7 protein-coding genes and 1 CRISPR repeat array are annotated in these 12,179 nt (G+C 71.6%); all 7 genes read right to left on the bottom strand.

Features of this window, described 5'->3' with window-relative positions:
- Positions 1–158: 158 nt before the first annotated feature.
- Positions 159–3,011 carry a CRISPR-associated helicase Cas3' gene (gene cas3 / locus ABH937_RS23085; RefSeq protein WP_370219293.1) on the bottom strand — a complete coding sequence of 951 codons (2,853 nt, stop codon included), beginning with the start codon at positions 3,009–3,011 and terminating at the stop codon, positions 159–161.
- A gap of 215 nt (positions 3,012–3,226) precedes the next feature.
- Positions 3,227–4,781: direct repeats of the CRISPR family, unit length 29 nt; unit sequence GTCCGCCCCGCGCGAGCGGGGGTCAGCCG.
- A gap of 514 nt (positions 4,782–5,295) precedes the next feature.
- Positions 5,296–6,198 (bottom strand): NADP-dependent oxidoreductase, encoded by a 903-nt coding sequence (locus ABH937_RS23080; RefSeq protein WP_370219292.1) that lies wholly within the window; start codon positions 6,196–6,198, stop codon positions 5,296–5,298.
- Positions 6,195–7,367: an acyltransferase family protein gene (locus ABH937_RS23075; RefSeq protein ID WP_370219291.1), complete on the bottom strand. Its 1,173-nt coding sequence runs from the start codon at positions 7,365–7,367 to the stop codon at positions 6,195–6,197. The genes ABH937_RS23080 and ABH937_RS23075 overlap by 4 nt, the downstream gene beginning before the upstream one ends.
- Before the next feature lie 141 nt (positions 7,368–7,508).
- On the bottom strand, positions 7,509–8,291 hold the full coding sequence (locus ABH937_RS23070; RefSeq protein ID WP_370219290.1) for an alpha/beta fold hydrolase: 783 nt from the start codon (positions 8,289–8,291) through the stop codon (positions 7,509–7,511).
- Between the two features lie 65 nt (positions 8,292–8,356).
- Complete coding sequence (locus ABH937_RS23065; RefSeq protein ID WP_370219289.1) at positions 8,357–9,556, bottom strand: acyltransferase family protein; 1,200 nt, start codon at positions 9,554–9,556, stop codon at positions 8,357–8,359.
- A 76-nt stretch (positions 9,557–9,632) separates the two neighbouring features.
- Complete coding sequence (locus tag ABH937_RS23060) at positions 9,633–10,802, bottom strand: acyltransferase family protein (protein WP_370219288.1); 1,170 nt, start codon at positions 10,800–10,802, stop codon at positions 9,633–9,635.
- 32 nt (positions 10,803–10,834) lie between these two features.
- On the bottom strand, positions 10,835–12,070 hold the full coding sequence (locus ABH937_RS23055; RefSeq protein ID WP_370219287.1) for an MFS transporter: 1,236 nt from the start codon (positions 12,068–12,070) through the stop codon (positions 10,835–10,837).
- Positions 12,071–12,179 lie beyond the last annotated feature (109 nt).

Genomic DNA, 12,179 nt, shown 5'->3' with positions numbered 1-12,179 from the left:
GCCCCCCCCCCCCCCGGCGGGGGGCGGGGTGTGCGCTTCCTCCCCGCCCCCGGCGGGGCGGCCCCGCCCCCGGGGGGGGGGGGGGGGGGGGGGGGGGCCCGCCCCCCCCCCCCCCCCCCACGTCTCCAACGCTACACACAAGTGTGGCTTGTAGATGTTCAGTTCGCGGAAATCCCGAGTTCGGAGATCTCGATCTCCCGGGCGCCGAGCCGGCACGTCCACCGCCCGTCCGCACCTCGGCGCATCGGCAGCAGCACGAGTTCCGCGAGCAGCGGGCGCTTGTCCCAGGAGGACGGGACGTCGTGCTCGGCGGTGCGTCCCAGGAGCCACCGCCCGGGCAGCGGGACCGTGTGACGCATCACCAGCGCGACATCCCGGCGCGCCGGTGCGCGGCCGGACGCGGCCGGCAGCGGTGTCGTGCCGGCCGCGTCCAGGGTGCGGGAGCCGTCCGCCTGGACGTAGACGCACACCGCACGTCCGGTGTCGGCGCCCAGACGGGTCGTCAGCAGTTCCTCGGTGATCCCCGGGTCGCTCGTGCTCAGCGCCGACAGATCGCCGGCGACGTCCTGGGGCGCCGGGATCGCCGCCATCTTCGCCAACTGGCCTTCCGCTGCGGCGGCAGCGAGACGCTCTGCGTCCATGCGTGCCAGCCGGTCGCGCTCGGCGGCGTCCGCGAGGTGGGTGGAGAAGTCGTCGGCGTAGACGGCGTCGACCAGGTCCTGCACGTCGCCCGGGACCTCGATGCTGCGGTACTCGGGCTTGTTCAGCAGCACGCTGGTGCGGTGCAGGAGGGCGCCGTCGTAGACCGCGCCCCAGCTCCTCGGCGCGGCGACCGCGCCGTCCTTGTCGAGCGGCTCCAGGACGACCATGCGCGGTGTGCGCGGCTCACCCGTCCAGGCGGGCCGGTTGGCGCGGTTGTGGCGCTTGCCGCGCCCGGCGCGCTGCAGGAGCTGGGCCAGTGGGGCGAGGTCGCTGACGACCAGGTCGAAGTCCAGGTCCAGGGACTGCTCCACGATCTGTGTCGCCACCAGAATCGAGCCGACACGAGCCTGGGAGGCCGCGTTCTCGTCGACCGGCTTGCCGAAGGCGGCCTCGCACTCCTGCGAGATCCGCTGGCGCTCATGAGCCGGGTAGCGCGAGTGGAGCAACCGCAACCCGCCCTCGCGCGAGGCCAGTTCCGGCAGGGCGTGGCGCAGGTCGCGGTAGGTGCGTTGGGCCTCGTCCACGGTGGTGCAGCAGACCAGCACGCAGCCGCCCTGCTCGGTGACCGGCGCCAGCAGTTCACGCAGCGCCTCGCGGCGCGAGCCCGACTGCGGCTGCACGGCCGGGTCCTCGCGCACGTCCCAGTGCACCTGGCGGGTCTCCACCTGGAGACAGCGCTCCCGGTTGCTCTTCACCGCCCGGGGCTCGCAGACCTCGCCCGTGCCGGCATCGACATACAACCAGCCCGGGTAGCACGGCGCGATCGTCGCCGCATTCGCGAAACCCGCCCCGCGCCGGTAAGCCTCCACCAGCGAGGAGGCCGCCCTGCCGGTCAGCGTCGCCGACAACAGGACGACCGGCGCCCGCAACGCACCCAGCCACTCCAGCAGCCGCACCAGCAGGCTGTGCATCCACGGCCCGTACGCGTGCGCCTCGTCCACCACGAACACCTTGTCCGACAGGCCCAGCAGGCGCAGCACGTTGTACCGCACCGGCAGGACCGCCGTCAGCGCCTGGTCGATGGTGCCGTTGCTCAGCGGCGCCAGCAGGCCGCGCCGGCCCGTGCGCAGCCACCGCCCCGCCTCGACCCCCGTCCGCTCGTCCGACAGCACCGGCGATCCCTGCTCCGCCTCGTCGGGCTCGGCGTACTGCGGGCTGAGCCACGCCATGCTGTGCAGCAGCGTCAACGCGCGCTCGCCGGTGACATTGCCCTCGGCGAACCTCCGTACCCGCTCGAACATCGCGTCGGCCGTGGCCATCGTCGGCAACGCGAAGTACAGCCCGCTCGCGCCCGAGGCCCGGGCCATCACGGAGGCGGCGTGCAGCGCGGCTTCGGTCTTGCCGTCCCCGGTCGGCGCGGTGACCAGCAGCAGCCCCGCGCCCGACACCAGCTCGGGCAGGTGGGCGGCGATGTCGGCCTGCAGCCCGTTCGGCGGGAACGGGAACCGCTCCTCGAACGACCGCTCCACGAACTCGGCGCGGCCAAGTCCCGCTTGCCGCACCAACACCGGCGCCGACGCGACCGCCGCACCGTAGTGCGCGTCGAGCTGCCCGCTGTCCCCTCGCCACCCCGGCTCCGGCAGCCGTTCAGTGATCACCTCGACCTGACTGGCCAACCAGTCCGCCACGACCACCAGCCCCGTGACGACAGCCGCCGTCGGCCCCGACAACGCCCCCTGCGGCACCGCGACCGCACCCGTCAGCCGACGCACCGCGACCGCATGAGCCGTCCGCTGCTCACACCACCCGTGCTCCCCCAAACCCGGCTGATAGGCCGTCGGATTCGCCAACTCCTTCTTCCGAAGCGGCTCCCCGAAGCAGCCGTGGTGCCCGCCCAGCAGCTGGGCGATCTGATGACTGGCGGACAGGTCGACGAGCCTGCTCGTCGGGTAGCCGCACTGCGCGAAGAACTCCGCGAGCGCCCAGTGCGTCACCGTCTCGTGGCGCAGGGCCGGTCCGGCGACCGCCCGCCCGGCGCCTTCTCCGTAGCGGGGGTCGCCCGCTACGCCCGCGAACGCGGCCTTGTCCAACGCCTGGAACGGCGGCGAGATCTTCCCGATGTCGTGCAACCCAGCCCAGAAACACACCATCTGACGGCCCTCGGCCACGGACAAGCCCAACTCCGCGGCGATCCGCGCCCGCGAACGCGGGCTCACCATCTGGTCCCACAGGGCTCCCGCCACGGCCACGGTGTCGAGCAGGTGGCAGACCACCGGATACGGCCGCGGCAGCTCGGCGCTCTTGCCCCACAAGCGCGCATCCAGCCATAAGCCGTCACTCGCGGCGACCGACTCACTGTTCTCAGTCATGACCGAAGGGGTACCAGGTGCCACTGACAAGTCCAACCCCGGAACCGAGAGGTCCCAACCGATCGCTCTACACCTCTACTATCTGCGTCATGACAGACCGACCACTGCGGCACAGCAGCGGCAGCAGCCAAACAGCTTGGCCGTCGGTCCTCTGTGGACGTGTGGCGAATCGTCAAGAAATGGCAAAGCCTGTCTAGCGTTGCAGGTCAGGAAGTGTCCGCCCCGCGCGAGCGGGGGTCAGCCGCGGCCCGGGCGCCCGTCATCGGCCCACCCCGGGTCCGCCCCGCGCGAGCGGGGGTCAGCCGCCACGTGGTCCGCGTCGCGGTTGGCTGCCTCGGGTCCGCCCCGCGCGAGCGGGGGTCAGCCGAAATCGAAAGGATTCCGAGGCGCAGCGGCTGGGTCCGCCCCGCGCGAGCGGGGGTCAGCCGACGTGCCGCTGCTGGAGCTCGCAGCGGTAGGGGTCCGCCCCGCGCGAGCGGGGGTCAGCCGGACTTGATCGTCTCTGCGACCGGCGGGGCGGAGTCCGCCCCGCGCGAGCGGGGGTCAGCCGCCACCCCGGCGGCCACTACCGGCCCGGTCGCAGTCCGCCCCGCGCGAGCGGGGGTCAGCCGTGCAGCAGTGCCGCGTTGAACCTTGCGGCGAAGTCCGCCCCGCGCGAGCGGGGGTCAGCCGTCGGAGTAGGGGATCATCACGTCCTCGAACTTGTCCGCCCCGCGCGAGCGGGGGTCAGCCGGTCAGGTTCGGCCAGTAGGCACCCTCCGTAACGTCCGCCCCGCGCGAGCGGGGGTCAGCCGGTCATCAACCGCACCTGGAACTGGCAGGTCGGGTCCGCCCCGCGCGAGCGGGGGTCAGCCGCGGCTTGAGTGCCTCGGTGAGCTGGTCGAGCAGTCCGCCCCGCGCGAGCGGAGGTCAGCCGCACTGGAGCGAGCGCCAGCAGCGGTACGCCGGGTCCGCCCCGCGCGAGCGGGGGTCAGCCGGTCTCCGTACCGACGGAAAACCTTGATGCCGCGTCCGCCCCGCGCGAGCGGGGGTCAGCCGTCGGCGGTGCCGGAGCTCCTGTGCGGTGCCGAGTCCGCCGCGCGCGAGCGGGGGTCAGCCGCCGTCGAAGCGGTGACCGCCGCGTTCGGTCGGGTCCGCCCCGCGCGAGCAGGGGTCAGCCGAACTTGCAGGTCGGCGGTGCGGTGGGGCTGGGGTCCGCCCCGCGCGAGCGGGGGTCAGCCGTAGGCGTCGCAGCCGTCCCGGCAGGAGGTGCAGTCCGCCCCGCGTGAGCGGGGGTCAGCCGCGTATCGCAACGATACGCTCAGCGCCACCGGTGTCCGCCCCGCGCGAGCGGGGGTCAGCCGGATCTGTCCTGGCAGCGGCTCGACGCGGTGCTGTCCGCCCCGCGCGAGCGGGGGTCAGCCGTAGTCCTCGTCACCGATGGCCTCCTCCGGGCGGTCCGCCCCGCGCCAGCGGGGGTCAGCCGGGGCCGTGATCGTCGGCGGTGCTTGGGCCCTCGTCCGCCCCGCGCGAGCGGGGGTCAGCCGGTCGGGCCAGCGTGCGGCCTGGTCCCGGTGCTGTCCGCCCTGCGCGAGCGGGGGTCGGCCGCCGGTCGGCACGCCGGTGATGCCCTACCGGGTGTCCACCCCGCACGAGCGGGGGTCAGCCGATCTCGCCCAGGTCGTGCACCGGCACCGCGCCGTCCGCCCCGCGCGAGCGAGGGTCAGCCGGCGACGGCCTTGGGCACCAACTTCAACAGCCGGTCCGCCCCGCGCGAGCGGGGGTCAGCCGCACCACAGAGACGCCGCTGAACCACGACGACGTCCGCGCCTACGAGCCGGTGCTACTGCCGCGGCGTGACCACTTGCCGCACCACCAACCGCCCCGAACGACCAGCCATGTTCTGTGGCTCCTGCCGGGGACTCGAAACTGTGCTACGGCAGCGTCACCACACCCTGCAGCGCTGGCATGTAGGTATGGTTCAACTCGGTCTCCGTAATGAACCCCCACATCGATGAAGCCCGGTACGGCACCCGACCGCGCAGCCCTACGACACCGTGTCAGTGGCCGCCGTTGCCAACACCGCACCCTCCTGGCCTGCGGGTCGATCTCGATCTGTCGCCCCGCGTCCACTCAGCTCAGGCTTTCCGCGTACGCGATGGCTGCCAGCGCGTCCTGCCTGGGCGTCGCCGGACCGAACTGGGGGCGCGACTCGACCGGCGTGTTTTTCGCCTTGGTCGGAGCCGGATCAACCCCACAGCGCCAAGCCGTACTCGACCAGCAACCCACCACGCCGCTCGTGGAGTCAGTCCCCCGGGGTCAGCAGGATCTTGCCCCGCGTACCGCCCCCCTCCAGGAGGGCGTGTGCGAGCGGCGCGTCCTCGAACGGCAGGACGTGGGCGATGCGCAGCGTCAGGTGCCCCTGGTCCACGTGGCGGGCCAGTGTGTCGAGCATGGTGCCGTCGGTCCGTACGCCGTAGATCTCCACGGCGATGGACCGCTCGGGCTCCGGCACGGCGAAGGGGGTCAGCGACAGGTAGCGTCCGCCGTCGCGTACCGCCGCGATCGTCGCTGGGAGGCCCGCCGCGTCGATGACGGCGTCGAAGGCGCCGGTGGGCAGGGTGCCCGGGCTCGAGAAGACCTCGGCGGCGCCGAGCGTGGCCACGGTCGGTGCGTCGCTCGCGCGGGCGAGGCCGGCTGGCCGCCAGCCGCGCAGGGCTGCCAGTTGGACGAGGAATCCGCCGACCGCGCCTGCCGCGCCGGCCACCAGGAGGCGGCCGGAGAAGTCGGGGCCCAGCTGCGACAGTGCCTGCTCGGCGGTGAGCGCGGCCAGCGGCAGGGCCGCCGCGTGGTCCAGCGGGACACTGGCGGGCGCGGGCGCGGCGAGTGTCTCGTCGAGCGCGACGTATGCGGCGGACACGCCGATTCCGGTGGCCAGCGGGGAGTGCGCAGCGACGACGCGGTCGCCCGGCTGGAAGCGGCTGACGCCGGGGCCCGTCTCGACGACGGTGCCGGAGACGTCCCAGCCGACGACGGCGGGCAGCACCGGGGAGGGGATGTCGCCCCGGCGCACCGCCAGGTCCACGGGGTTCACCGCCACCGCGGCCACCCGGAGCAGGAGTTCGCCCGGGCCAGGCCGGGGTCGGTCCCGCTCGGTGACGGTGAGGACCTCGGGCGGTCCGTAGCGATCGATGGTCACGGCTTTCATGCGGTCACCTTCCGGGATCGTCCCCAGCGCTTCGTCGCCGGGCGCTCCACCGCCACGTAGATCAGCCAGGCCACGCCGAGCGTGGCGAGGGCCTCGAGCAGCAACACGCCGATACCGGTGGCGGTTGAGAAGTAGCGGTGCGGCCCGAGCAGCTTGCGTACCACGTTCAACAGGATCAGATGGACCATGTAGAAGGCGAAGGAGACTTCGCCGAGCCAGACCATGGGCCGGCTGCGCAGCGGTGACGGCCGGTCGGAGACGTCGGTGATCGCGATCGCCGGGATCAGCAGCGCCATCGGGATGACGAAGACCGCGTCAAGGGCGTACAGCCACGGGATGTACAGCGACAGCGCGTAGGCCGCGACGCAGGCGACCGCGGCGGGCAGCGGCTTCACGCCGAACCTGACGCCGGTGAGGACGATGCGCGCCATCAGCATGCCGAGCACGAAGTCCAGGGCGCGCACCGGAGGGAGCATGTACACGCTCCAGTACTGCCAGACGGAGGCCGGGGAGCCCTCGGGCATCGGCGGGTTACCGGGGAGCAGCAGGTACGCGAGCGTGGGTACGGCGATCACCGCGGCAGCCGTGCCGATGGCCCAGCGCCACAGGTTCTCCCGCGGGATCCGCTTGATCCAGTGCAGGAACAACGGGAAGCAGAGGTAGAAGAAGAGCTCACAGGCGAGCGACCAGCTCGGCGGGTTGACGCCGAGGAAGACCGAGAACACCGGGACCCAGGCGTGCACCAGGAGCAGGTTCGGCACCGCCTGCCACCACTGGGTGGCGGCGCCGGTGAGCAGGACCAGGGCCAGCGCCCAGGTGACCAGGTGGTTCGGGTAGATCTTGAAGAATCTGCGGCGCCAGAAGTGCCGGGGCCGGTCACCGGGCCGCGCCGACCAGGTCAGGACGAATCCGCTGAGGATGAAGAAGAAGGACACGCCGGCCCAGCCGGCGTTGCTGAACAGCCGCCGGTAGCCGTCGGCGACGTGGTGCGAGGCGAACGGGTTGAGGGCCGGCAGGGCGAGCGAGGAGTGGTACCCGAACACGAGTAGGGCGGCGATGAAGCGCAGCCCGGTGAGGGACGGGAGCCGGCCGTGCACCGCCCGGGGCGTCCGGGACGCCTGACCGGCGCGCTCCCCGGGTATCGCGGCGGGTTCCGCGGTGGTGGACAAGGTGTGCCTCCGGAGGCATGCGGGAGGGCGGGTAGGGAGGAAGGCAGGTAAGGAGGAAGCGGGTAGGGAGGAAGCGGGTAGGGAGGACGGCGGCGGGGGCGGACTGGTGCCGCCCCCGCCGGTCTGAGCGGGGCCGGTCGGTCAGTCGCGGTCGAGGAACTCGACGAGCAACTCGACCAGTTCGGCCGTCTTCTCGAAGACGACCATGTGGCCGCTCTCCAGTTCGGCGTACTCGCTGCCCTTGACGGCCTGGTGGATCTCCCGCGAGTGCTCCACGGGGATCAGGAAGTCCCGGCTGGAGCCGATGACCAGGGTGCGGGCGGTGATGGACGCCAGGCGGTCGCGGATGTCGACCCGGTGGTCGAGCTCGATCTGGCGCAGGGTGCCCACCTCCGCCGTGATCCCGGCGACGGTGGCCTTGACGCCCTCGCTGCCGAAGCCGGCGAGGAAGGGCGGCGAGAAGATCAACAGCGCGCTGTAGGCGGAGAACGCCTCCGCGTTGATGTCCGGCAGCCGCCGCCACAGGTCGACCGCCAACTGCTGGCGCGGGTCGTCGTTGCGGGCCCAGCCGTTGATGACGATCAAGCGGCGGACCAGCTCGGGGTGCTGGGCGGCGGCGGCCGCCGCGACGACCGCGCCGAGCGAGAAGCCGACGATGTCGAACGGCTGGTCGGTCACCGCGCGGGCCGCGCCGATCACCTGCGCGACCAGCTCGTCCACGCTCAACTCGTCGGCGTGCAGCGGCGTCCGGCCGCTGCCCGAGAAGTCGGGGGTGATGACGGTGTAGCGATCGGTGAAGTGCTCGCGCAGGTGGCCGAAGTTGGTCTCGCCGTCGGCGGCCGTGCCGTGCACGAAGAGCAGGCCGGGGCCGCTGCCCTGCGCGGTGTAGTGGACGGGGGTGCCATGGACGTCGATCGTGGGCACGGGGGCCTCCAATTCCTGAGGTGAATCGCGGGAAACGTGGGGGAATGCGGGGGTCTGGGGCGCCGTCAGCGCAGGGCCGGGGAGGGCTGTCGTTCCTCGTGCCCCTGCTCCGGTACGGCGACCGGATCGGTGCTCGACCTGGCCCAACGCCGCATCACGGGACGCTCGACGCAGACCAGGAGCAGCCAGCCGACCAGCAGGGTGGCGAAGAAGAAGCCGAGCAGCACCAGGGTGCCGAGGACCGGGCCGAAGAGCCGCCGGTCCATCAGGGTGGTCCGGCCGAAGTACATGACCACGTACTGGGCGAGGTAGAAGCCGAAGGAGACCGTCCCGAGCCACTGCATCGTGCGTCCGCGCAGCACGGTCGGCCGGCCGTCGACATCGGCCCTGGCCACCGCGCAGATCAGCAGCGCGATGGGGACGATGGTCGCCAGATTGAGCCCGTACAGGAACGGCACCACCATGGCCACCGCGTAGCCGACCACGCACAGCAGCGCCGCCGGCAGGATCCGGACCCGGGGGAACCTGCCCGCCAGCACCAGCCGGGCCAGGATCATGCCGAGCACGAACTCGAACATCCGCACCGGCGGGAAGTTGTACCCGAACCAGAACTGCCACAGCGAGATGCCGAAACCCTCGGGGGTCGGCGGGCTGCTCGGCGCGAGGAAGTCGGTGAACAGCTGCACGGCCAGCATGCCGGCGACCATCGCCCCCGCCCAGACCCACAGGGCGCCCTCCTTGATCCGCATGATCGGACGGATCAGGAACGGGAAGAGCAGGTAGAAGAGCAACTCGCTGCAGAGCGACCAGCTCGGCGGGTTCACGCTGATGAAGGTCGCGTGCTGCGGGAACCACGAGTGGAGCAGGAAGAGGTTCGGCAGCCAGGCGGAGACCGGGGTCATGGCGCCGGCGAACAGCACCATGGCCAGGGCCCACATGGCGATGTGGTTGGGGAAGACCTTCAGCAGTCGGCGGCGCCAGAACCCGGTGGCCGTGTCCTGGGGCCGGGCCGACCAGGTCAGGACGAATCCGCTCAGTACGAAGAAGAACGAGACGCCCATCCAGCCGGCCTTGCTGAACAGCCAGCGGAAGCCTTCCTGCCAACTCGGGTCGGCGTACGGGTTCATGGGCGGATTGCTGAAGGTGGCGTGGAAGAAGAAGACCAGTGCGGCGGCGATGAACCGCAACCCGGTCAGGGACGGGAGCTTGGCTCGGGAGCGCTCAGACGCTCTGGGCGCCTGCGCCGTTGAGGGCGACGAGGACATGCGGAGGTGTTGCCCTTTCACGAGGCGGAGGTTCACGAGGCGGAGTTCACGAGGCAGAGGTTCACGAGGCGGAGGTTCACGAGGCGGGAGTGAGCTGCCGGTCCGACGGGGATGCGGCGGGGGTGTCCTTGGACGAGGTGCGCGAGCGGGCCCAACGGCGCATCACCGGGCTCTCGACGCACACCAGAAGCAGCCAGCCGACGGCGAGGGCCCCGAAGAACTCCACCGCCACCATGGCGATGCCGACGGGAGTTGCATACAGGTGATGGTGCGTCAGCGTGGTGCGGACGAAGGAGAGCACGATCTGCTGGGCGAGGTAGAAGCCGAAGGAGACGGTCCCGAGCCACTGCATCGTGCGTCCGCGCAGCACGGTCGGGCTGCCGTCGACATCGGCCCTGGCCACCGCGCAGATCAGCAGCGCGATGGGGACGATGGTCGCCAGATTGAGCCCGTACAGGAACGGCACCACCATGGCCACCGCGTAGCCGACCACGCACAGCAGCGCCGCCGGCAGGATCCGGACCCGGGGGAACCTGCCCGCCAGCACCAGCCGGGCCAGGATCATGCCGAGCACGAACTCGAACATCCGCACCGGCGGGAAGTTGTACCCGAACCAGAACTGCCAGACCGTCACATCGGTGCCAGGAGCCGGCGGGCTGCTCGGCGCGAGGAAGTCGGTGACCAGCTGCACGGCCAGCATGCCGGCGACCATCGCCCCCGCCCAGACCCACAGGGCACTCTCCTTGATCCGCAGGATCGGACGGATCAGGAACGGGAAGAGCAGGTAGAAGAGCAGCTCGCTGCAGAGCGACCAGGCGGGGGCGTTGAGGCTCAGGTAGACGGCCGGGTCCGGGAACCACGAATGGAGCAGGAAGAGGTTCGGCAGCCAGACCTTCAGCGGGATCGCCGTACCGGCGAAGAGGACCATCGCCATCGCCCAGGTGGCGATGTGGTTGGGGAAGATCTTCAGCAGTCGGCGGCGCCAGAACCCGGTGACCGTGTCGTGCGGCTTCGCCGACCAGGTCAGGACGAATCCGCTCAGCACGAAGAAGAACGAGACGCCCATCCAGCCGGCCTTGCTGAACAACCAGTGGAATCCGTTGGCGACGCCCTGGTCGGCGAACGGGTTCATCGAGATGAAGATCAGTGAGGCGTGGAAGAAGAAGACCAGTGCGGCGGCGATGAACCGCACCCCCGTCAACGAGGGGAGCTGGGGTCTGGTCGACAGCGCGGAGTTGACAGGCATACGGCCGGCTCTCTCGGTCGGGGCGGCAGGGTTCAGGAGGTCGGGGCAGCGGTGGTCCCGGACTCGGCACGGGTGGCGTCACCGGCCGGTCGGCCGTCCGAAGGACCGCTGTGCGCGGCGGAGTTGACGGTCGACCGGCGGTGTCGCCCGGCGTACACGGTCTGGGCGATCAGCACGGCGCCCAGGGCGGTGAAGAGCGCCGCGCCGAGCGTCACCGCGCGGGTGCCGAACCCCTGGGCGATCACCTGGCCACCGGCCCAGGAGCCGAGCGCGGCGCCGAGGCCGAAGGCGGACATGTTCGCGGTCAGGGACAGGGTCGGCGCGTCCGCCGCCGCGGCGAGGACCTTGGTCTGCAGCCCGGGGATCAGGGCGAAGGTGGCGATGGAGAACAGGAACAGGAACGCGGCCGCGCCGACGGCCGACGGGGCGGCGAGCCAGTACAGGAGGCAGACGGCGGCGAGCGTCCAGGACATGGTCAGGACGGCGACGTCGGCGGACCTGTTGGCGATCCGGCCGCCGATGGTGTTGCCCACGATGGAGCCCAGGCCGTAGGCGACGAGCACGGCCGGGACCCAGGCGCTCGGGAACTTCCCGACGTCCGTGAGCAGCGGCACCATGTAGGTGATCAGCGTGAACATGCCGGCCGAGCACAGCACGGTCGCCAGGACCGTGCCGAGCACCTGCCACTTCTTGAACACCCGCAGTTCGTGCGCGGCGGACGAGCCGGCGGTGCCACCGTCGTCCGGGATCACCAGCAGGATCAGGACGGCGGCGACCGCGGCGAGTGCGGCGACGCCGCCGAAGGTGGCCCGCCAGTTGAACTGATGCGCCACCAGCGTGCCCAGCGGGACGCCGAGCACGGTCGCCAGATTGATGCCCAGCTGGGTGGCCGCGACCGCGGACCCCTCCCGCCCCTTGGCCGCCATGCCACCCGCGGTGACGACGCAGACGGCGAGGAAGGTGCCGTGGATGACGGCGGTCAGCATCCGACCGACGATCAGGACACCGAAGTTGGGCGCCAAGCTGGAGACGAGGTTGCCGGCGACGGAGACCAGCAGCAGCGCCACCAGCAGGTACTTGCGGCGGACCCGGGGGGACAGCGCGGTGACGATCGGCCCGCCGACCACCACGGTCAGCGCGTAGACGGTGACCAGGAGGCCCGCGGTGGGGACGGTCACCGACAGGTCCCGGGACAGGTCTCCCAGCATCCCGCTCGGCGCCAGTTCGGCGGTACCGACGCAGAAGATGGCCAGGATCAGTACGGCCATACGGAACCGCATGGATTGCCTCTCGTAGGAATCGGACGAGGTTGGACGGCTCGGGCGCCCGGCGGGGCGGCCCAGAGCCGCTTCGGGAGCGGTCGGCGTGCTACTCGAA

This window comes from Kitasatospora sp. GAS1066B, from assembly GCF_041262605.1.
In the GTDB taxonomy this organism is placed as follows: domain Bacteria; phylum Actinomycetota; class Actinomycetes; order Streptomycetales; family Streptomycetaceae; genus Kitasatospora.
This window is presented reverse-complemented; position numbering and strand designations above follow the sequence as displayed.